Raw genomic sequence first — 19,701 nt, forward strand, 5'->3', positions numbered from 1 at the left:
GCATTGTGCGCAAAGGCCAAATCACCAAAGAACATATTATTCGTGAGTCGGCAGCACTTTTCAACACGAAGGGATACACCGGTGCCTCCCTGTCTGAAATTATAGAACGATGCGGCGTTCGCAAGGGCGGGATTTATAATCATTTTGAAAGTAAAGATGAGATAGCACTGGCTGCTTTTGATTACTCGGTATCACAGATGCTGCAATTCCACTCACAGGCTCTTGAAGGCGTCACAAGTTCCAAAGACAAACTACTCGCCATATGCGGTGTTTATATTGATATGATGGAAAACAATACGCTGGAAGGGGGATGCCCCCTACTAAATACTGCGGTTGAAAGTGATGATGCACACCCTTTGCTGAAAGAAAGGGCACAGCATGCCATGACCAATCTGCTGAATGAGCTGACACAGGTTCTTATTCAGGGTACGGAGCAAAAGGAATTCAGAACAGATATTGCACTAGAGGAAGTGAGCAGCAACATCATCGCCATTATTGAGGGAGGCGTTATGTTAAGCAAGCTTTATGAAGATAGCAAGTATATCCGGCATGCCGTACTTCATATCACTCAATTTATGGATGACCGAATATTAATCCAATAATTTAATAGGGGAAAGGTGTGGATTAAAATGAATATAATTATTGATCAACAGGGCAGCTCCAAGGTCGCTATCATCGAAAGCAATGACATCGTTATTAACAATGTTCAAGACGCTCTCGATCTGATGGCCTCAGTGAACTATACAGATGACGCACATAAAATCTTGATGGATAAATCCAACCTCACCGAAGATTTCTTCGATTTGAAGACCAAACTTGCAGGTGATATTTTGCAGAAATACGTGAATTACCAGGTGAAACTTGCTATAGTCGGAGATTTTGAAGGATACAACAGCAAAAGCCTCAGAGACTTCATCTATGAGTGCAACCATGGCAAGCATGTTTTCTTTTTGAGTAACAAAGAGGAAGCGCTTAAGGCTTTGCATAATATCGATTAATTCCTTATGGAGGAGGTACATTATGATTGCAGATTTGAAGCGAGTGCCGAATGGCACGATAGCTTGTTTTGAACGTCATTGGAAGCACGCTGCGGAGGATGTATGGTCCTTTTTGACGGAAAACGAAAAGCTTGCAAAATGGTTCTCCGAACTCGAAGTAACGGATCTTCGGGAAGGGGGAAGCATCAGGTTTAATATGCCGGATGGCACCTTTATGGAACTCAACATTATCGAGCTTATCCCTGGCTCTGTTCTCGAATATACCTGGGCAGAAGACCGGGTTCGGTTTGAGCTATATCCAGAGCCAAATGGATGTCGTCTGCTGCTGCTCGAAACCATTCATCACATCACAAGCCATACACCTAAGGATCTAGCGGGGTGGCATGTCTGCCTAAACGTCATTGAGGCATTACTGGATGGCAGTACCCTGGAATCTCGTGAAGCAGAATGGAAAATCTGGTACGGGAAGTACCAGAAGCATGTAGACCATTTTCTCAAAATCTAGTCATATGAGACTGCCCTTTGGGGCAATAATCATGCGGGAGGAATAGATCGTGAAGGCTAATGAGAAATTACAGACGTACGCGTTATCTGATGTCAGCAATCTTAAAGTACATGGCAGAACGACAGGACAACGGTCGCCCCTAACCTTGTTTTGGACTGGAAGTGCGGTTGAACTTAATGTAAAAGGCTCTGAGTTGTGGGTGGAATTCGAATCTGATTATGACCTGTATGAACCTTGGATCAGCATTCTGATTAACGGTGTCCCGGTGAGCAGACAGATGTTAACGGCGGGAAGGTATTGGATCTGCGTATTCCGAGGAATGAACGAGAATGTGGTGAAAAATGTACGCATCGTCAAAGATGTACAGGCCATGAATGGAGATCCGGGCTGTTCCTTGCAGATTCATGCAGTGAAGTCCGATGGTGTCTTCGTGCCTGTTGAGGAGAGACCGTACAAGATTGAATTTATCGGCGACAGTATTACATCCGGAGAAGGCGCAATTGGAGCCAAAGCGGAAGAGGATTGGATTCCGATGTGGTTCAGCGCCATACATAATTATACGGCCATGACAGCAGAAACGCTGAATGCAGAATACCGCGTCATCTCACAGAGCGGCTGGGGTGTGCTGACGAGTTGGGATAACAATCCGAATGCAAATATCCCTGCTTATTACGAGCAAATCTGTGGATTGGTGACCGGAGATAAGAACGCAGCGCTTGGGGCAGGGGACAAGCATGATTTTAACGCCTGGCAGCCAGATGTAGTGGTGATTAACCTGGGAAGCAATGATGGAGGAGCTTTTCAAACCCCGGCATGGAAGGACCCCGCTACCGGACAGGTGTACAAGCAACGCCTGAACGAAGACGGGACTTACCATGAAGAGGATCTTGCTGTTTTTGAGAATGCTGTGACCCGATTCCTAATTCAACTTCGAAAAAACAATCCTGAGGCGCATCTCGTATGGGCATACGGCATGCTTGGGTTCCCGATGATGCCAGCGATTTATCGTGCTGTTGACGCTTATACGAAACAGGCTGGAGATACGAAAGTCTCGGTTTTACAGCTTCCCAATTCGAACGAGGAGACGGTAGGCGCCAGAAGCCATCCGGGTGAGTTATCTCATCGAAGAACTGCTGATGCGTTATCGGAATATCTAAAGGAAATTTTAAAATAAATTTTAATTTACATTTGAAATCGGAAGAGCCAGACCTCTCTTAGTTAGAGAGGCCTGGCTCTTCTTTTAGTACACCTTATACATCGAAAGGGATGTGTTAACTACGCTAAAGTTACTTCCCTTGTACCTGATAGCGGATCGAAATGATCTGCCCCAACGTCTGCGTATGAACCATTTTGAAATGGGTTGGTACCGTTCCTGTTGGAAATAGGGGGATTCCTTTGCCGAGAACCTTCGGAATAATGGCAATCTCAACCTCATCGAGCAAGTGTTGTTCCAGAACGGCCTGCACCAGCTGGCCTCCGCCAACAATCCAAATGTCACCGCTGGAGTCCTGCTTCAACCGGGGAATCAGGTTCTCTACAGCTTCGTCCGTAAATTGTACGTGTGGAGCAGGGGCTTGTTGGGAACGGGAAAGTACATATGTCGGGCGATCCGCATAGGGGAAATCCTCTGACAGCTTGAGCACCTCTTCATACGTAAGACGTCCCATAACCACCGATCCAATCGTTGAATAGAACTCGCCATACCCGTTATCGCCACCATCACCTTCCACATCGAACAGCCAATCCACCGAACCATCCGGTCTTGCAATGTATCCATCCAGACTCATCGCAATATATAGCACAACTTTATTGTTAGACATATCAATCGCTCCCTTCTGAAATGTATGATACACTCCAACTATGACAAAAGTTGACGTAGTTAGGTGGGGTGAATATGAATAATCGAAAACTCGCATTGATGCGACTCATGGATTCGAGAAAGAAGTTTACGGCTCGTGAATTGGCGGAGCGTTTTCAGGTGTCGATCCGTACGATCCAGCGAGATCTGAATGATCTGCAGGAGTTGGGCTTTCCTTTGTATACGGAGGTTGGAGTGAACGGGGGTTATCGAGTGCTTCCTAATCGGATTTTGCCACCTCTTCAACTCACACAGCATGAGGCGTTGGGTTTGTTTATGATGATTGAATATTTGGAGAACGTCCCGGATTTTCCGTATGGATCGATTCGTGAGCATCTCGCCGAGGAATATTATTCAACTTTACCTCAGGATGTACAGGATCTGATTACACGGATGAGGAAGCACATTACGTTCCTTCAACATCATGCTGTGCAGGTCGAGGCACTAACAACAGAGATATTAAGCGCGGCAGTAGATAAAAGAGAGATCGAATTTATATATCATTCCCGGCAGGGACATAAAAAAGTACAGGCTTTCCCCATAGGCATCTATTACGATCACGGGTATTGGTATATGCCAGCCCGGAGGAAGGATCGGGTGCTGTTGTATCGAGTGGATCGAATGCAGGAGCTGGTTATGCTGGATTCTATCGACGAGTCGGTTCCTAGTTTGAAAGAGTGGCTGAATTATAAGGAAAACAGAAAAAGCGTAGAAGTGGTGCTGCAATTCACGGATTTTGGGGCGAGAATGGCAGGATCAGATGTTCTGTTCAAGTCGGTTGAAGGGAATGAGTGGAGAGGACTTGTCCCGCCTGAGGAGTTTCCTTTTACAGCGCGGAAGCTGCTCTCCTACGGACCAGAAGTGAAGGTGGTTGAGCCTTTGGAGCTGCAACAACAAGTGAGAGAGTTGCTGGAACGGAGTTTGAATCAGTATTGAATGTTGTAAAAGGATATCGTGTTCTCATATGGAACATATAAGAGTACCATGAAAGTAACTTATATAGGATTCACCGAATGGGGGGCTACCATGATTCAATTCATAAGAAGTTTAACGATCCGCTCTATGCAGAGTCCATGCGATGAACAACGGCGGTTGTTTGTATAGAGCTTGAAATCTATTTCCGCCATACCACTATAATGCGTATAACAAGTGTTCATCGATTGACTCTGCTGCCTTAAAGATCTTAACTTTTAAGGAGCGGAGCAAATATGAAATATATTAACGCAGACACGATCTTTCCGGAATCATTGCTAAAGGAGATCCAGCGCCACATTCCTGGTGGATTGGTGTATATCCCTAAACCGAAGGAAACCCATCAAAAGTGGGGCGAGAATTCGGGCAGCCGGATGATTTTGAAGCAAAGAAACGATGAGATTCGCCAACTATTCGCTGCGGGCATGTCCATCGACCAGCTCATAGAAAAATATTGTTTGTCCATCGACAGTATCAAGAAAATTGTATATTCCAAAAAGTGATTTAAGGGTTAGAGCTGCATTCGAGATATCGAATGTGGCTTTTTGTGTAGGGATTAGTTTAAATGGTTTGCTGCCTATATTGTGCGAAAGGAGACCAATACAATGAGATTATAGAACTGTTACTAACAAAACATTACGTTATCTGTGGGGGGAACAACATGAAAATTGAAGTACAGTTAGCGCATAACCATGAGGCATATATCATCAAAAACATGTATCCTCTATACCTTCATGATTTATCCGGACATTATGGGCTGAAAACAGAACACACTCCGAATAAACATGGGATTTTCGAAATGGGTGATGATTATAAAACGTTGCAAGATCAATATGATGTCCAGAACATATGGTGGGAAAAACCGAATGTCCTCTATGCATTTTTGATTAGAGTAGATGGCGTACCAGCAGGTTTTATATTTGTTGCTACTGCGCCGCATTGTTCGGCAGACACGGATTTCTTTGTACATGAATTCTTTCTAATGCAGCCATTCAGAGGTGTGGGGATTGCAGAGCACGCTGCAAAAGAGGTATTCCAGAGGTATCGGGGTCGGTGGGAGTTGTTCACGAATCCTTCAGAGAAAAATAAAGTAGGTCAACACTTTTGGCGAAAAACTGTATCGAACTATACCCAGGGAAACTATGTGGAGCTTCAGGACCAAACGCATGATGGAGAAAAGTTGATCTTCAGATTTTCAAACCGTTAATCGTTATTTTAGATAATATATTTGATTATATCTAAGGGCCTAAAAAGTAATCTGGTAGGCTCTTTTTTTGTTTGTGGATATTTCTACGCTTTTAACCGGCAGCATTCGCAAGGTTTGTCCTTCCGGAATATGATATAGCATGCCAAGGTCGCAAATCTTCATTATTCTTCTTAGTTTCATCGACTGCTTCTTCAGATATGAGTTCTATACGGATCTCAGAAATCAACTTAGGGGGTCGGACAGCATGGAATGGTTATCCTTTTTGAAGCAATACATCCAGGGTCCCCGATGGATTGGAGCAATTGCCCCCAGCTCAAAATATCTAGCAGCAAAAATGGTGAAAGACATCGCATTTGACCGTGCATCATGCATTGTGGAGTATGGGCCAGGCACGGGGGTATTTACGGAAATGCTGCTTGCGAACATGCAGCCAGGGACGGTTCTGATCCTGATTGAAAACAACGCCCGCTTCTGCCAGTTGCTTCGCAAAAAGTACGGTCATCTTCCGAATGTACACATCATTCACGATTCTGCCGTGCATGTCGATCAGCACATACGACAATATGGACTGGATAAGGTTGATTACATTGTATCCGGACTGCCTTTTGCGAGTCTGCCTGCGGAGGTATCACTGGACATTTTATCTAAATCAAGGCAATATTTGAAACAAGATGGCAAGTTCATTACTTTTCAGTACACGTTACTTAAACGGGGATTACTCAAGCAATTTTTCGAAAACGTAAGCATGACAAGGGTGTACCGTAACCTGCCGCCTGCTTATGTATTCAGCTGTAGTCAATAACAAGAACGCACAGGATGGAGGATGATTTTGCGTAAATTAAATTATATCATCGGAACAGTTACTCTGATGTCTGTCGTAATGATGGGGTGTAACGAGTCCCCAAAACCCGAAAGTATTCAAGAGCCAGCTCCATCTTCAACGAGTCAGTTGAGTATATTGACGAACCAAAAGGCATCTGCCCAGGAAGAACAGCAGGCTCTTGAAATGACCTTGGAATATAAAAAGGCGGAGTTTGCAGTCGATAATACGGAGAGTGAAGAATTATTAACCGTAGAGAAGATGCTAGCCAAAAAAGAGATCTTGAAGCCTTTCCTGACTGAACGGAACTTTGAAAGAAATAGCGTGGGTTTGCCATTTCAGGTGGCAGACAAAGAAGATGCGTCACTTCATACGGAAGATATAAAGGCAAAGATGAAAGAAAGTAAAAATGATTGGATGCTCGTGGAGTACACGCTAAATTTGGTATTCACGAATTATGATGGAGTAGAAACGAAGACCATTCCGTTAGAAGGGGAGATTACCTTTTTACAAGAACAAGGAGAATGGCGTATTCAGGACGACACATACAATATGAAGGCATTCTTGGATATCGTCAATAAGCTATAATAATTCATTTAGAGTCTGTGAGTCCGGTACGTTGTGTACTCCCCATTTGCATATTTCCTCGAGAATCGGCATCAGGCTCTGCCCTCTGAGTGTTAATGAATACTCCACCTTTGGTGGTGTCTGGTCATACTCCACTCTTTTCACAATATCATCGCTCTCCAGATCATTCAGTTGGGAGGTTAACACCTTATACGTAATTCCAGGGACACGTCTCTTGAGTTCTCCGTAACGTGTAACCCCATGAAAGGCAAGTTGATACATGATCTTCATCTTCCACTTTCCGCCAATGATGGACAAGGTGTAGTCAAATGGAGTCAGTGCTTCCTCCTTGGTTGTACTTGGTTTATCCATCGTAGATACGCTCCTTCGAGTAGGTACGCACTTTGAAGTGCGTACTTTTTTTGTACTGAACATGTGTATATTCTTAAATCAACTATATTTGTCCCATTGGAGTTTGTAAACCGAAGGAGCCGTGAATGGGAGTGGAAGAAAGGACGAGAAAGATTGCCAAAACATGATGCTAATGAGTTTGTAACAGCAGGTCTCTCTGTAGAGGAAATGTATAAATTGATGATCGGGTCCGTGGTGCCAAGGCCTATTGCATGGGTTTCCACGAGGAGTAAGGATGGGGTTCTTAATCTGGCGCCTTTTAGTTTTTTTACCGTGGCTTCGCGCAACCCACCCACACTGCTCATTTCCATTGGACCAGGCGTAGGCGATAGGGAGGGTACCGTCAAAGATACACTGGTTAATATTCGGGAGACAGGTGAGTATGTCATTAATATGGTCTCATCATCGTTGGTAGAGTCGATGCAGCAATCGTCCGCTGATGTGTCATCGGGGGAAAATGAATTCGAACTGGTAGGAGTTACGCCTAATCCGGGCAAACGTGTGAATGTGCCTTCCGTGCTTGAGGCTCCTATTGCCTTTGAACTTACACTGGATCGGATTATTGAGGTGGGTACAGATCATCTGGTTCTTGGAACAGTAGAGCAGGCTCAGGTTGATCATGAGGCTTATGCGGGTGATTATAAAATAGCAATAGAAAACTGGCGGCCGGTAGCCAGTCTGGCTGGAGATTATGCCTTAATCCAACCTGCATTCTCAATCAATATAAAATAGGGTAATTCCAGTCGGAATTAAAAATTTTTTAAAGCCGAAAGAGGCTATGTCTCCAGTTAAGATTCCTGAAGAAGCAGCCTCTTTCCCGAGATGTGGATGCTCATTCTCATCTCCAATTTCTAAACTAAAAATCAGCTCGCCCAAACGTGGCATCACTCTTCATCGTTGCACTACTGGAGGCATTGATGGCATCCAGCTGCAATACATAGTCGTAATGCCGGATGTAGTATCCGGGCTGGCTGTACGACTGGAGGGATACTTTGGAGCTGTCAGCCCAGCCGGCGCTGCTCAGGAAAGTGGCATCTCCTTTGTAGGTGGCGGTATCCGTATACGCTTCAAGTACGATTTTGTTGCTGGCATTGCGCTTCAGGAAGTAGCCAGGGAAGTTGATGGACTCCAGGGAGATGCCTGTAGAGCTGGCCAAGCCGGGTACAACGCGGAACTGGGAATCCAGTACAGGTGAGACGTTGGCGTCGATCCGTGCAGTGAAGTTGGAATGACGGATGTACCGATCCGGATAATTGAAGGAGCTGAAACGGCTGTAATTCGTCGCATCAGGTGTTGCTGGGCCTAGCATTTTGACCTCGTGCAGGGTTGGGGTGTACCAGTTACCCGGATTGTTCCACAGGACAGCGTTGACCATATTGATACGTACATACCGGGCGGTAAAATGAACAGCGTCGGTCGTAAACCCATAGGTGGTATTGCTGGTTCGATCCAGCGAAGAGTAGTTGACGCCATCGTTGCTGATCTCAATTTTGTACTTATAATAGCCTTCCGATCCTTTATACATAAACCAGGAGATATCGATCTCCGTGATGGTCTTCGGTGCACCGAAATCGACCTGCCACCAGGCTGGCCAAGTATTAGACGACGCTGCCCAAGAAGTCTGATAGTTGCCGTCATTAACATTGGATGCAGTTGAGCCAGAGGCTGTGGAGATGGCGGTAGCTGTTTTGCCTTGGGCGTGATTAACAAGAGAAGGTGGCGTTACCGTGCCTGTTACAGCATCGATATTCCACTCTTTGTACCATTCCAGTGAGGCGGTTCCGTTTGAATCATTCAAGGTTAAAGGAAGCCAAATATGTTTATGTTCACCGAGATTAAGTGGATTCCAGCGGTCGCCCATATAAATATAGGATGTGGTGTTGCTGCCTGTAATCGTGGCAATATCATGGATCTGGGAGCCGAAGGCCGATGGATTGCCATAAGGTGTAAGAGCGGACCATGTGCCTGTCATGGACGATGCGGTTGCATACGCGCCCTGATTCGGATACCAGCCAGCAGCCTGGGAGGTGAAGAGGTAATATCGATTGCCCTTTTTCACAACGGCAGGAGCTTCGCGATAGGCGTTCTCGAATTGCCAACCCACAAAGGATTCCACACCGGTATAGCTGGCATTCATTTTGAAAATAGCCATGGTATCATTGGCCCCGCCATTCTTGCGGGATGCTGTGATCAGATAACCTGTACCGTCTGTATCTACAAAAACAGTCATGTCGCGTGACTCGTAATCCAAAGGCCGAAAACTTCCCTCATACGTGAATTTACCGTTTGGTGTGCTACTCGTTGCTACCGCGACCCGTCCCAGATTGTAATCTGTACCGTTCTCGTAATGTGCCCATAGCACATACTGCTTTGTGGCGGCGTTGTAGATGACTTTGGGACGTTCGATTTTGCTGGAGGCCAGCTCGGTGGCTGAATCCTTGGTCAGAATGGCATTGCTGAACGTCCAATTCTTCAGATCGGTTGAAGTATAGACATTAACGCTGTCAAACTTGCCGCTGACCGCATGCTCGCCGTACCAATAATACGTGCTGCCGACTTTCAGAATGTTTCCGCTATTGGCCTGAATGGGGTTGCCTGCGGTATCCAGCCAATCGGAACCGTTAGTGATGGTCACGCTTGCCGCACTGGTCCGTTCGGGATGAATGCCAAACATGGTTAGCGTGAGCGCGAAGACCAGAAACCAGACTGCTTTCCTGTTGCCCATTACACACACCTCCTAATTTCGGTCCTTTGTGAAGCGTTTACATATTTAGTGTAATTAAAATGGAATCTTGTACAAGTGAACAATGTGTACCCTGATGAACAAATGGAACTTTATCCCGAATATAGCGGCGATAGCGAGTCATTTAACTCATTTCAATATATAAAAAAGGGATCGTAGACTTATAAAATAAGCTACTATCCCTTTTGGAATAACACTCTATTTAAACAGATTCAAAACCTATTTATGACCTTTGCGAACCTTGAGCTGCATCTTTTTGATCGTTGTAGTTTGCATCACCTCAAGCACGAGTGGGCCTTTGCCGTTCAGAATTTCCACATCGGTTACATTATCCAGAATGGTAATAATCCCGATGTCGTCTGCAGTGACGCCTTCAATCTTGGCGATGGTGCCCACGAAGTCTACCGCACGGAGTTTCTTTTTCTTGCCTCCGTTGAAGTTCAGCTTCATGATCTGTTGATTCAACTGTTCACGCTTGTCCTTTTTGCGTTCAGGCACGATCTTCAAACGCTTCTCGAACTCTTCCCGACGACGGTCAACAGCTTCCTCGGAAGGAGCTTTAACGACAGGGATCTCAAATCCGATATACGATTCGATCTCGGCCAGACGTCTGCCATCCTTCGGGGTAACCAAAGTAAAGGCTTTACCTGTTTTACCTGCGCGACCCGTACGGCCTGTACGGTGTACGTATCCCTCTTTTTCCAAAGGAATATCGTAGTTGATGACATGGGTAATATTCGTGATATCAATCCCGCGTGCGGCTACATCCGTTGCAATCAGATAACGGAATTGTCCTCTTCTGAATGCATTCATCACTTCGATGCGCTCATCTTGTTCCATCCCTCCATGGATGCGATCCGCTGGATAATCGAGGTCAGCCATGACACGGAACAGTTTATCCACGTTCTCCTGCGTACGACAGAACACGATACAGCTATCTGGATTTTCAACAATAAACAGGTCTTGAAGCAGCGCCGTTTTGTTCACCTCTGGCACGTGAATCACGGCATGTTCAATCGTGGCTGTGGTAAGACCACTTGCCTTGATCTCAATCTCCACCGGATTGTTCATGTATTTGCGTGACAGCTTGGCCACATCTTCAGGGAACGTCGCGGAAAATAACATCGTCACTCGCTCGCTAGGCAGTGCTTGAATAATGGATTGCACCGTCTCAATGAAGCCCATGTTCAGCATCTCATCGGCCTCGTCAATGACAAGGTATGAGATCCGATCCAGCGGCAGGGTGCCACGTTCGATATGGTCCAGTACCCGTCCCGGTGTGCCTACAGCGACATGCGTTCTTTGTTTTAACTCGGCTTTTTGAACATGAAAAGGAGACTGACCGTATAGTGCGGTTGCTTTAATACGCTTAAAGCGTCCGATATTGGTGATATCTTCGTTCACTTGCAAAGCCAACTCGCGGGTTGGCGTGAGAATCAAAGCCTGCGGTTTATTTTCGTTCCAATCTACCAGCTCACAGACTGGAATACCGTAGGCGGCTGTTTTCCCGCTGCCTGTTTGGGATTTGACTACAAGATCTTTATTTTCAAGGGCTACTGGAATAACTTTGGTTTGAACCTCCGTTGGGGTTTCATAGCCCAGGCTATCCAGTGCTTTTACGATTTCTTCGCCAAGTCCATAATCTTTAAATTGTTGCTTACTCATCGTTAACCTCTTTTACGTTAGTTTTGAATACAAGAGCATATTGCATAATTCTTTAAAGCGACTTGTACACGGGACCGTTTGGAATCGCATTTTGCGATATGCTTACATATAAGCATTGCACCGTACATTTATCGTATACCTCTTCATTATACTCTATATATAGATGCGCTAACGGAGTAATTGCTATAAGCATCTAGTTTAATGCTGCCAAACTTCATTTTCCGAGAAAAACTGTGAGCAGCACCTATGGGAGTGGCTTACCTCCGAAGGGGGAAGGTGTATCAAAGCGTTCCACGTGAAACGAAATGTATCGGTTGTTATGTTCTCTATTCATAAATAACCATCTTCAAGGCTGTGGTCTGTGGGGGAAAAGATTGAGCGATAGACGGGCCTGTCCACACTTCAGCTCTGCGTCCAACCAATGTTCCATCCAAACGGGCAGCAGCGGTTTTACCATTGATGATAAGTTCCGCGTTCGTATGAAGTGAAATTAAGATGGGACCTGATCCAACACCGCTATCTTTTTCATTATCGATGAGGACCTGTCCCTTTTCTTCAACAAAATCCGTGATCACTCCGCTAACAGGAGCTTTCCCCTCCTCCTTTTCCGCTGATTCTTCTGAACATCCTAGCGTTAACAGAAGTAAAATGAGCGGCATTAGGGATAATTTTCGCACAATGGACATTCGTTGCTCACCCCATCCTTTGTAATGTATCTATTAGGTATGACGGTTTTTGAGCTACCAAGGTTCCTACACATCGCTTAAAAAATAACAGAAAAACTGCTATTTAAGCTGGAACTAGAAAATGGAATATGTTAACATATGGTTAACTTACGGAACGGAGGGATATGTGTGGTAAATTTTTTCCGATTGAGATAGTATGGCGAAACGTTTGTTTGCGCTTGCTGTGTTTCTGCCTGTGTGCAGCTCATCGGGATCGGTTTGCCTATTTACACGTATGCCGCTATTCGTTGAAGAATCGCTCCAATAGAGTAGTTCTTTAATGTACTACTATTTTTTTGCGAGCATTCAGGTATACCCAATATCCAAATGGACTGCACAGGCATGAATGTCTGTGTTTTTTTATTTTATTGAAGAAAAGGGGAGTACCTAATATGACCAAATTAACTTCAAATGAGCGTCTGGAATTTCAAAAAGAACTATGGTCTTTGGCCGAACAGAATGGGCTTCATATTGCTGAGGAATCCATGAAAATTAACGAGTCCGGTATGGACTTTCGGGTAGCGTTTGCCACCGATGAACAGGGACAACAGTGGATACTGCGCCAGCCACGGCGCGAGGATGTGTGGGAAAGGGCTGAAAATGAGCGCAAGGTGCTTGAGGTTGTAAAAAGTCGTCTACCGGTAGAGGTACCAGAGTGGCGGATTTGTACGCCGGAACTGATCGCTTATCCTTTACTTGATGGAGAACCGATTGCGGTCGTTGATCCGGCAGGGGGAGGATACGCATGGCGATTTTCACAGGATAGCTTATCCGATGATTTCTTCGAATCGCTCGCTACTTCACTAGTGGCATTGCATAACATTGATCCTGATGAGGCGATAAAGGGCGGAGTGCGCAGCAAGACGCCTACAGAAGCTCGTAAAGCTTTTGCAGCCAATATTGAAGAGATTAAACAAAGCTTTGAGGTGCCAGAACAACTGTCCAAGCGGTGGGAAGCTTGGCTGACAACGGACAGCTATTGGCCTGAACACTCAACGTTCAATCACGGTGATCTGCATCCGCCGCACATTATCGTCGACGATGCCCAGCGGGTTACCGGGCTGATTGATTGGACGGAGGCAGAGATTGCCGACCCGGGTAAGGATTTTGTCATCTATTATGCGCTCTTCGAAGAGGAAGGCTTACGGAATTTGCTTAATCGCTATGAGAAGGCAGGGGGAAGGACATGGCCGCAGATGCTGGAGCATATTCGGGAGCAGTGGGCGGCATACCCGGCAATCGTTGCGCAGTTTGCATTAATCACTGGGGAAGAATCCAATATGGAAATGGCGAGAGGCATGCTTGCGAGCTGGGACGTTAAGCGGGATTAATATAAGGTTGAGGAAACGCTGGGAGGAGAAGGGTGCGTGACACAACTTCGTGTAGTGTGTTGGTTGTTTGCAATCACGTTAACATTCGGTCTATTGGGTTGCTCGGCCTCTTTTTCTAACTCAGATGATGATAAATCAGATTTTTTAGATGTTCTCTCTCAAGACCGGTTACAGGAACTGAGGGTGGCGTACCCATTATCGCCACAGTCTCTCGTGACTCCATGGATGAAAAAAGTGACCTTTAGAGAGATCATGGACTTCTCAGATGCAGTTGTTGTGGCAGAGGTTGTGAGCGTTCTTCCGGATTTCAGCATGTTGATAACCACTGAACCAGATACACCCGAACGCAAAATGGCAGAAAAGCAGGAGACTACGGGAATGACTCCCTACGAAGCTGAGTTCGTCTCTTACGAGGTAAAGGTGCACGAAGTAATTGTAGGAGAAGATGTAGCCAAGGAGACATTTTTGTTCTATAACGCAGCGTTTGCGGCGTTCGATCCAAAACTTATGCCTGGTCAGAGAATAGTTACAGCAATCAAAAAGGGAGTAGAGTCCGAGCAACGAGGAGGTTATTACTCCTCTCGTTATGGCACGTACTATATCGTCGATGGGGATTATGTCCTTTCTGCCTACGAAGGGTTCTCCAATGAGGCGCTTGAATTCACCAAACAAACGAATGGAATCAAGCTGGATCAGTTTGTGAAAAAGGTTCGAAGCTTGGCGCAGGAGTAGGTGAACACGTACGTATTACTCTAAAATCCAAAAAAGAAAAGACCTCTTCCACATGCATTGTGGAGGAGGTCTTTCAATCTATTTCAGCATACTTACATATTTTCCGTAGACATAAGCTACGCGTCCATCGAGTTTCACTTTGACCCAACCATACTTATCTGTACTGATTACTTCAAGGACGGTGCCTTTCGGTACGGCAGTAACTACTTTGGCTTTGGATGAAGCGCTAGAGCGCACGTTCAGGTAGACTGCAGTAACCTTGGCTTGTTTACCTTTTACGACTGTACCCGGTTTACCTGTACTTGGTGATGTAGATGGTTTGTCGGGTTTCGATGTGTCTGGTTTCGGTACCGTTGGTGTTGTCGGCTTCTCAGGTGTATTAGTCTCTTCCTCAGCACTGCCAGTGGACGCCTTGCGAGCTTTATTCAGCTCTTGATAGAACTCACCTTTGGTTTTCACGCCAGAGAATTTCGCGATACTTACGTTCGCTTTGGCGGCAAGTGCAGTCATTTCTTCTTCAGTCACCACATCCAAAATGTTAATGGACGCAATATTGGTATACTTGCCATCTTCCGTTGTCGGAACAGACAGGATGCCATCATTAATCAGCTCTACAATATCTGTACGTGCAGGTGCTGTCAGATCCACACCGGTGATTTTCCAGTTGTGCTGGATCTTCGGTTCATAAACGCCTTTCATCACGTCTTTGAGATAAGCAATGGACAGATTACGGATCGTACCTTGAATCTCGCCAAATGCCGAAGCATCCTTGGAGGACCACAATTGCTTGAACTTACGTCCTTCCAGTGCCCCACCTTTGGCAATCAGGGCTTCCATCCGGTAGGCATTCATGCCGAGCTTGAGTGTATCTTCTTCTTTAATCACTGTGCCATTGCTGTATTTGAGGTTCGTAATCCGACTGCCGTAAGGCTTGGTCAGGTCAATTTCATACGTCACCCCGCCAAAGAAATCGTCGGTGCTGTATTTGGAAGCACGTCGTTTCGGATCAAAACTGATCGTCACATCACCAGGGCGTGTGGAGTTAAAATAACCCGCAGACCATTCCATGTAATCCTTCAGATCACGTCCGGTCACTTCATATACCGTTACTTCACCAAAGGTAAATTGGTAGTTGAACGCAATATCCTTTTTCTTGATCGGTCCGACATCCAGCTTGGCCTTATCGTTATCGATCTGGTGCGAGACTACGTCGGCATCGCTATAGTGCAGCATGACTTCAGTGAAGAAGTCAGAGAGTGGTGTCTCCTGAATCTGCACAGCAGGAATGCCTTTGATCTCATCTGCTGGTACCAGGTTGGTTCCTTTTAGCTCAGCTACTTCAATGTTGGCATCGGCACGAGCGAACTCGTGGAACGGATGCAGTGTATCTTCCAGTCCGGGATCGGACACTTCATAAGAGCCATCAGCTGCTTTTACAGCGAGTGCTTGTGCTTCCTTGCTTTTCAGTACAACCTTGTCGCCTTCTTTGGCAAACGTGAGGTCAATCCGTGAAATGTGTGAACCATATTTGTTCGGCTCGGAGATCAATACGCCGTTAACCGTTTGGGATTCAATCAGCGTATGCATGTGTCCGGCAAAAATAGCAGCCAGCTCCGGGTTGGCATTGGCAATATCCGTAACCCCGGTGCCCGGGTTCCCGTTCTCGTTATCGAGTCCCATATGCATAAGTCCAACCATGACGTCCACTTTGCCTTTCAGCTCAGCGATGGCCTTCTTGGTCTCCTCTACCGGGTCTTTGACAATGATGCCGTCCAGGTGATCCGTACCTTTCTCGAACTCGGTAATCATAGGTGTGTTCATTCCGATGACGCCAACCTTGATACCGTCCTTCTCAATAATCGTATAAGCAGGCATGTAGCGGTCGCCGTTTTCTTTGAAAATGTTACCTACCAAGGGTTGTCCCTTGAACTGTGAGGAAATCTTCTCTAATACGTCCAATCCAAAGTTAAATTCATGATTCCCCATGACCCATGCGTCATATTTCATTTCGTTCATTGCGACCATCATGGGAGATTGGGGTTGATCGTTGAACAGTTCAGCAGAATTGTCCTGAATCATATCGCCTGCATCCAACAGAATCGTATTTGGATTCTCAGCACGCACTTTTTTCACGATCGTGTACAACTGCGTCATGCTGCCGGTTGGATTTGGACCGTCCAGTGCATAGTCCCACGGCATAAATCGGCCATGAATGTCCGATGTTCCCAACAATGTAATCTTGGTTTCCTTGTCTGCTTCAGCAGCCTGAGCCGGAGTGGAGGCAAAAGGTGCGAAGAGGATGGAGGCACATAAGAGGAATGATAAGGGCCATCCGGCGTAACGTTTCGGCGAAAATTTGCGCATGTTGTAATCTCCCTTGTTATCTAGTGTTATGTAAAGATATGTGTCATTGGAGTTAATACTAGATAAACATTTGGTAAATGTAAACCACAAAATGACATATAAAAGAGACTACTCTGGATCATTCGATAGGAATTCACTGGAAATGATTAGAGTAGTCTCTACACGTCTCTTTATATGTTTAAACTTCTTCCTCAACACCACCCAAATCATATTTGATTGTAGATGACGCTGGGCACTTAACTTTTAAACCGTCTCTATTGAACTACGACTACGAGAGGTGAAAAATTTTATTTTGACAACGATGGATACCAAAGCAAGCAGACCAAAGATTATTCCGCTCCAGATGACCTGATGAATTCCAAGTTGGGCAATGAACCAGCCACCGATGGAGGTTCCGAGGGTAATCCCCAGATTAGAGAAAGAGACAAAGAGGCTATTTCCGAATTCAGGTGCTTCCTGAGACTCCGTCGTAAGCCAAGTTTGGCTGACAATCAGACCGCCAGAGTGAATCGCACCCCAGACGAACACCATGATAACCATCGGAATGAAATAGGAACCTGCATAGAAAACGAGTAAATAAGCCGCCATGTATAGCACCGGGAAGAGGAGAACAGTTCTCGGAATATTCCGATGCAGAAGCTGTCCGAATACCAAATTTCCGGCAATCATAATAACACCAAAGGCCAAGAGCATCACACTAATCCATGAACCGCCCATTTGGGTGACTTGCCCTAGGTATTCGGCGAAATAACTGTATACGGAGAACATCGCTGCAAAAATAAAAATGACAGTAGCAATATTTAGCCACAGCGCAGGTTTACGCAAAATGCGGATCTGTTTGCCATAAGACATCTTCTCTTGCACAGGCATCGAGGGCAGCCAAATCCATATACCGATGAAAGCAATGAGACTGACAACCGCTCCGAACCAGAACGCAACCTCCAACGAGAAGCGTTCCGCAAGGTAGGAAGTTAAGGGCACGCCAAATGCAAAGCCGGCAGTGATCCCAGTAAACACTTTGGCAACGGCCTGACTGCTTTTTTCCGGTGGGACCAGCTTGGCACCCGTGACGAGAGCAACAGAGAAGAAGACTGGATGGAAAATGGCCGGGATAATCCGAAAGATTAGCATCATGTCGAACCGGGTTGTGTAGACATATACTACATTGGAAATGGCAAATAACAGCACGGCAGTTAGCAAAATGGTTTTACGATTGATACCAGATACGAGTAGGGTCAAGAATGGGCCAGAAACGGCAACGACGAGAGCGAAAATACTTACCAGCCACCCAGCTTGTGCAGCGGTGATGTTGAATTTCTGTGTGATCAGCGGAAGCACTCCGATAATGCCTACTTCTGTAGTGATGATGGCGAACACACCCAGCGCCAGAATGAGGATGAGTAACGGATTAACCTGTTGTGATTTCAATTTCATGTAAAGTGTAGACCTCCAAATTAATTTATATATATAGAAAAATAGATATAATGGACTGAAAAAGCCTCCTTACCTATAGAAAAATATACGGCCGATATAATAGGTTCTCAGAATTACATTATATCTATATTTATAGATTTGTAAATATAATAAAATGTAACTCAATTTAGATAAGTCACCATTTTAGTGCCCCAACATCTATACTTTCTGAGGGACAAGCTATACTTTCTACATGGATAATTACATATTTATCCAGTAAAATGGAATTTGTAAGCGCTTACTAATAAATCGAATACTAATATTCGAAGGAGGAAGATCATGTTCAAGTCCAAATGGTTCAAGACTGTCGGTTCACTGGCTTTGGTAGGTGTGCTCGCTACCTCAGTAGCCGTTGGCAGTGTGAGTGCAGGTTTGGCCAAAGGAAGCAAGTTTTTGGGCAATATCATTGCAAGCAGTGTTCCCTCCAATTTCAGTCCCTATTGGAACCAGGTAACGCCGGAGAATTCAACGAAATGGGGCGCAGTTGAAGCCACGCGTAACAATATGAACTGGTCTCAGGCGGATATCGCCTACAATTATGCCAACAACAATGGATTTCCGTTCAAGTTTCACACGCTTGTCTGGGGAAGTCAGGAGCCAGGTTGGATTAGTGGACTCTCCGCTGCAGATCAGAAGGCTGAAGTAATCCAGTGGATCAAGGCAGCAGGCCAGAGATATTCCAAATCAGCGTTTGTCGATGTAGTCAATGAACCATTACATGCCAAACCTTCCTATCGTAACGCCATTGGTGGTGATGGAGCGACAGGGTGGGACTGGGTTATTTGGTCTTTTGAGCAAGCAAGACAAGCTTTCCCGAACGCCAAGCTTCTGCTGAACGAATATGGGATTATTGGCGATCCGAATGCAGCTGATCAATACGTTCAGATCATCAATATTTTGAAGAGCAGAGGCCTGATTGATGGCATCGGCATCCAGTGTCATTACTTTAATATGGATAACGTTTCTGTCAGCACAATGAATACCGTATTAAACAAACTTGCGGCAACCGGATTGCCGATCTATGTATCCGAACTGGATATAACCGGCGATGATAACACACAGCTGCAGCGCTACCAGCAGAAATTCCCTGTCCTCTGGCAGCATTCGGCCGTTAAAGGTGTGACGTTGTGGGGCTTTAATCAAGGTCAGACTTGGGTGAGTGGTTCCCATTTGGTGAATACGAATGGTACAGAGCGTCCAGCGCTGCAATGGCTGAGAAATTATCTTGCGAACAATCCTTAAGCTAGGCAGGCAGAACCATTCACAGAATCATTTCTTTCCATAGCTTGACAAAAATATAGCGTCATGTGCCCACATCAAGTAGGGCGAC

General features: G+C 45.6%; 21 protein-coding genes. 13 read left to right on the plus strand and 8 right to left on the minus strand.

Going from position 1 to position 19,701, the window contains the following annotated elements; translation table 11 throughout:
- Positions 1 to 5 precede the first annotated feature (5 nt).
- Genes MHB84_RS13605 through MHB84_RS13620 form a run of 4 tightly spaced genes read left to right on the plus strand, consistent with a single transcriptional unit; the run spans position 6 to position 2,677 of the window.
- On the plus strand, positions 6 to 602 hold the full coding sequence (locus MHB84_RS13605) for a TetR/AcrR family transcriptional regulator (RefSeq protein ID WP_076287251.1): 597 nt from the start codon (positions 6 to 8) through the stop codon (positions 600 to 602).
- A 27-nt stretch (positions 603 to 629) separates the two neighbouring features.
- Positions 630 to 998: a DUF4180 domain-containing protein gene (locus tag MHB84_RS13610; RefSeq protein WP_076287252.1), complete on the plus strand. Its 369-nt coding sequence runs from the start codon at positions 630 to 632 to the stop codon at positions 996 to 998.
- A gap of 22 nt (positions 999 to 1,020) precedes the next feature.
- Positions 1,021 to 1,503, plus strand: a complete 483-nt coding sequence (locus MHB84_RS13615; protein ID WP_076287253.1) for an SRPBCC family protein — start codon at positions 1,021 to 1,023, stop codon at positions 1,501 to 1,503.
- Positions 1,504 to 1,552: 49 nt separating this feature from the next.
- A complete protein-coding gene (locus MHB84_RS13620) occupies positions 1,553 to 2,677 on the plus strand; it encodes an SGNH/GDSL hydrolase family protein (RefSeq protein WP_076287254.1) in 1,125 nt (374 codons plus the stop codon).
- 112 nt (positions 2,678 to 2,789) lie between these two features.
- Here the strand turns inward: MHB84_RS13620 and MHB84_RS13625 are convergent, their stop codons facing one another.
- The gene (locus tag MHB84_RS13625; protein WP_445322107.1) at positions 2,790 to 3,323 is read right to left on the minus strand and encodes a dihydrofolate reductase family protein; all 534 of its coding nucleotides are present in this window, start codon (positions 3,321 to 3,323) and stop codon (positions 2,790 to 2,792) included.
- Positions 3,324 to 3,397: 74 nt separating this feature from the next.
- Between MHB84_RS13625 and MHB84_RS13630 the strand changes: the two genes are divergently transcribed.
- The 5 genes from MHB84_RS13630 (at position 3,398) to MHB84_RS13650 (ending at position 6,948) form a co-directional block, all read left to right on the plus strand.
- A complete protein-coding gene (locus MHB84_RS13630) occupies positions 3,398 to 4,297 on the plus strand; it encodes a helix-turn-helix transcriptional regulator (RefSeq protein WP_076287255.1) in 900 nt (299 codons plus the stop codon).
- A gap of 272 nt (positions 4,298 to 4,569) precedes the next feature.
- The gene (locus tag MHB84_RS13635) at positions 4,570 to 4,836 is read left to right on the plus strand and encodes a CD3324 family protein (RefSeq protein ID WP_076287256.1); all 267 of its coding nucleotides are present in this window, start codon (positions 4,570 to 4,572) and stop codon (positions 4,834 to 4,836) included.
- A gap of 158 nt (positions 4,837 to 4,994) precedes the next feature.
- Positions 4,995 to 5,540 (plus strand): GNAT family N-acetyltransferase, encoded by a 546-nt coding sequence (locus MHB84_RS13640; protein WP_064641560.1) that lies wholly within the window; start codon positions 4,995 to 4,997, stop codon positions 5,538 to 5,540.
- 244 nt (positions 5,541 to 5,784) lie between these two features.
- Positions 5,785 to 6,342, plus strand: a complete 558-nt coding sequence (locus tag MHB84_RS13645; protein ID WP_076287257.1) for a class I SAM-dependent methyltransferase — start codon at positions 5,785 to 5,787, stop codon at positions 6,340 to 6,342.
- A 27-nt stretch (positions 6,343 to 6,369) separates the two neighbouring features.
- On the plus strand, positions 6,370 to 6,948 hold the full coding sequence (locus MHB84_RS13650; protein WP_076287258.1) for a hypothetical protein: 579 nt from the start codon (positions 6,370 to 6,372) through the stop codon (positions 6,946 to 6,948).
- On the opposite strand, the gene MHB84_RS13655 is transcribed toward MHB84_RS13650, so the two are convergent.
- Entirely contained in the window at positions 6,943 to 7,299 is a 357-nt protein-coding gene (locus tag MHB84_RS13655) for a winged helix-turn-helix transcriptional regulator (RefSeq protein ID WP_064641566.1), read from the minus strand. The two genes, MHB84_RS13650 and MHB84_RS13655, sit on opposite strands and share 6 nt — an antisense overlap.
- A 153-nt stretch (positions 7,300 to 7,452) precedes the next feature.
- Here MHB84_RS13655 and MHB84_RS13660 point away from each other — a divergent pair, with 153 nt between their 5' ends.
- A complete protein-coding gene (locus MHB84_RS13660) occupies positions 7,453 to 8,070 on the plus strand; it encodes a flavin reductase family protein (RefSeq protein WP_318261345.1) in 618 nt (205 codons plus the stop codon).
- On the opposite strand, the gene MHB84_RS13665 is transcribed toward MHB84_RS13660, so the two are convergent.
- The 4 genes from MHB84_RS13665 to MHB84_RS13680 all read right to left on the minus strand — a co-directional run bounded on the left by MHB84_RS13665 (position 8,053) and on the right by MHB84_RS13680 (position 12,432).
- The gene (locus MHB84_RS13665; protein WP_179087111.1) at positions 8,053 to 8,214 is read right to left on the minus strand and encodes a hypothetical protein; all 162 of its coding nucleotides are present in this window, start codon (positions 8,212 to 8,214) and stop codon (positions 8,053 to 8,055) included. The genes MHB84_RS13660 and MHB84_RS13665 overlap by 18 nt on opposite strands.
- Positions 8,195 to 10,012 (minus strand): AbfB domain-containing protein, encoded by a 1,818-nt coding sequence (locus MHB84_RS13670; RefSeq protein WP_256716723.1) that lies wholly within the window; start codon positions 10,010 to 10,012, stop codon positions 8,195 to 8,197. The genes MHB84_RS13665 and MHB84_RS13670 overlap by 20 nt, the downstream gene beginning before the upstream one ends.
- 288 nt (positions 10,013 to 10,300) lie before the next feature.
- Entirely contained in the window at positions 10,301 to 11,746 is a 1,446-nt protein-coding gene (locus MHB84_RS13675; RefSeq protein WP_076287260.1) for a DEAD/DEAH box helicase, read from the minus strand.
- Between the two features lie 326 nt (positions 11,747 to 12,072).
- On the minus strand, positions 12,073 to 12,432 hold the full coding sequence (locus MHB84_RS13680) for a hypothetical protein (RefSeq protein WP_076287261.1): 360 nt from the start codon (positions 12,430 to 12,432) through the stop codon (positions 12,073 to 12,075).
- Positions 12,433 to 12,863: 431 nt separating this feature from the next.
- On the opposite strand from MHB84_RS13680, the gene MHB84_RS13685 reads away from it, so the two are divergent.
- Both MHB84_RS13685 and MHB84_RS13690 read left to right on the plus strand, forming a co-directional pair.
- Positions 12,864 to 13,802 carry a macrolide 2'-phosphotransferase gene (locus MHB84_RS13685; RefSeq protein WP_076287262.1) on the plus strand — a complete coding sequence of 313 codons (939 nt, stop codon included), beginning with the start codon at positions 12,864 to 12,866 and terminating at the stop codon, positions 13,800 to 13,802.
- Between the two features lie 183 nt (positions 13,803 to 13,985).
- The gene (locus MHB84_RS13690) at positions 13,986 to 14,534 is read left to right on the plus strand and encodes a hypothetical protein (RefSeq protein ID WP_341143045.1); all 549 of its coding nucleotides are present in this window, start codon (positions 13,986 to 13,988) and stop codon (positions 14,532 to 14,534) included.
- A gap of 78 nt (positions 14,535 to 14,612) precedes the next feature.
- On the opposite strand, the gene MHB84_RS13695 is transcribed toward MHB84_RS13690, so the two are convergent.
- Positions 14,613 to 16,898, minus strand: coding sequence for a 5'-nucleotidase C-terminal domain-containing protein (locus MHB84_RS13695; RefSeq protein ID WP_076287264.1), 2,286 nt, complete (start codon positions 16,896 to 16,898; stop codon positions 14,613 to 14,615).
- A gap of 243 nt (positions 16,899 to 17,141) precedes the next feature.
- Positions 17,142 to 18,332, minus strand: coding sequence for an MFS transporter (locus MHB84_RS13700; RefSeq protein ID WP_076287265.1), 1,191 nt, complete (start codon positions 18,330 to 18,332; stop codon positions 17,142 to 17,144).
- A 318-nt stretch (positions 18,333 to 18,650) separates the two neighbouring features.
- Here MHB84_RS13700 and MHB84_RS13705 point away from each other — a divergent pair, with 318 nt between their 5' ends.
- Entirely contained in the window at positions 18,651 to 19,613 is a 963-nt protein-coding gene (locus MHB84_RS13705) for an endo-1,4-beta-xylanase (protein ID WP_063565840.1), read from the plus strand.
- Positions 19,614 to 19,701 lie beyond the last annotated feature (88 nt).

Source organism: Paenibacillus sp. FSL F4-0087 (assembly GCF_038020215.1).
Lineage (GTDB): Bacteria > Bacillota > Bacilli > Paenibacillales > Paenibacillaceae > Paenibacillus > Paenibacillus taichungensis.

Coding starts and splice junctions, on each gene's coding strand:
- MHB84_RS13610 (WP_076287252.1), top strand. CDS start 630: ATGAATATAATTATTGATCAACAGGGCAGCTCCAAGGTCGCTATCATC.
- MHB84_RS13685 (WP_076287262.1), top strand. CDS start 12,864: ATGACCAAATTAACTTCAAATGAGCGTCTGGAATTTCAAAAAGAACTA.
- MHB84_RS13630 (WP_076287255.1), top strand. CDS start 3,398: ATGAATAATCGAAAACTCGCATTGATGCGACTCATGGATTCGAGAAAG.
- MHB84_RS13655 (WP_064641566.1), bottom strand. CDS start 7,299: ATGGATAAACCAAGTACAACCAAGGAGGAAGCACTGACTCCATTTGAC.
- MHB84_RS13645 (WP_076287257.1), top strand. CDS start 5,785: ATGGAATGGTTATCCTTTTTGAAGCAATACATCCAGGGTCCCCGATGG.
- MHB84_RS13640 (WP_064641560.1), top strand. CDS start 4,995: ATGAAAATTGAAGTACAGTTAGCGCATAACCATGAGGCATATATCATC.
- MHB84_RS13705 (WP_063565840.1), top strand. CDS start 18,651: ATGTTCAAGTCCAAATGGTTCAAGACTGTCGGTTCACTGGCTTTGGTA.
- MHB84_RS13700 (WP_076287265.1), bottom strand. CDS start 18,332: ATGAAATTGAAATCACAACAGGTTAATCCGTTACTCATCCTCATTCTG.
- MHB84_RS13680 (WP_076287261.1), bottom strand. CDS start 12,432: ATGTCCATTGTGCGAAAATTATCCCTAATGCCGCTCATTTTACTTCTG.
- MHB84_RS13625 (WP_445322107.1), bottom strand. CDS start 3,323: ATGTCTAACAATAAAGTTGTGCTATATATTGCGATGAGTCTGGATGGA.
- MHB84_RS13675 (WP_076287260.1), bottom strand. CDS start 11,746: ATGAGTAAGCAACAATTTAAAGATTATGGACTTGGCGAAGAAATCGTA.
- MHB84_RS13615 (WP_076287253.1), top strand. CDS start 1,021: ATGATTGCAGATTTGAAGCGAGTGCCGAATGGCACGATAGCTTGTTTT.
- MHB84_RS13635 (WP_076287256.1), top strand. CDS start 4,570: ATGAAATATATTAACGCAGACACGATCTTTCCGGAATCATTGCTAAAG.
- MHB84_RS13670 (WP_256716723.1), bottom strand. CDS start 10,012: ATGTTTGGCATTCATCCCGAACGGACCAGTGCGGCAAGCGTGACCATC.
- MHB84_RS13695 (WP_076287264.1), bottom strand. CDS start 16,898: ATGCGCAAATTTTCGCCGAAACGTTACGCCGGATGGCCCTTATCATTC.